This is a genomic window from Staphylococcus sp. EG-SA-2, from assembly GCF_017152085.1.
On record NZ_JACYHC010000258.1, the window covers coordinates 1 to 482 of the forward strand.

Genomic DNA, 482 nt, shown 5'->3' on the forward strand with positions numbered 1-482 from the left:
TGTTGGGGCCCCGCCAATATAACATTGTAGAGCCTAGGACATTGTGATGTCCCAGACTCTATCATCATGAATTATTCTCATCAAAAACTGTCTTTCGTCATTTTCGACGTTGAAACTTCAAATAAGTAATTTATTGTTGCCATTGTTTATACAACATAATTTAATTGACCTTCATTTTTGAACACATCGTCAATTGTTGCACCACCAAGACACACATCACCTTGATAAAAAACAACTGCTTGTCCAGGTGTGATTGCTCTTACTGGCTCAGCAAAAGTAACACGTAGTGCATGGTCGTTTTCACGTTTCACAAAAACTTTCGTATCTTTTTGGCGATATCTAAATTTAGCTGTACATTCAAAACCTTGATCTAAGTCATTATCTTCTGGATTTACAAATGAATAGTCTGAAGCAATTAAGTAATCACTGTATAATGCATCGTGATGGAATCCTTGTTCTACATATAAAACATTATCTTTTAG

Annotated in this window: 1 protein-coding gene; it reads right to left on the reverse strand. The window is 35.1% G+C overall.

What is annotated here, in order from left to right; genetic code table 11:
- Window positions 1-146 precede the first annotated feature (146 nt).
- A partial coding sequence (locus IDG60_RS02525; protein ID WP_346767028.1) for an aminomethyltransferase beta-barrel domain-containing protein occupies window positions 147-482 on the reverse strand: 336 nt, incomplete at its 5' end.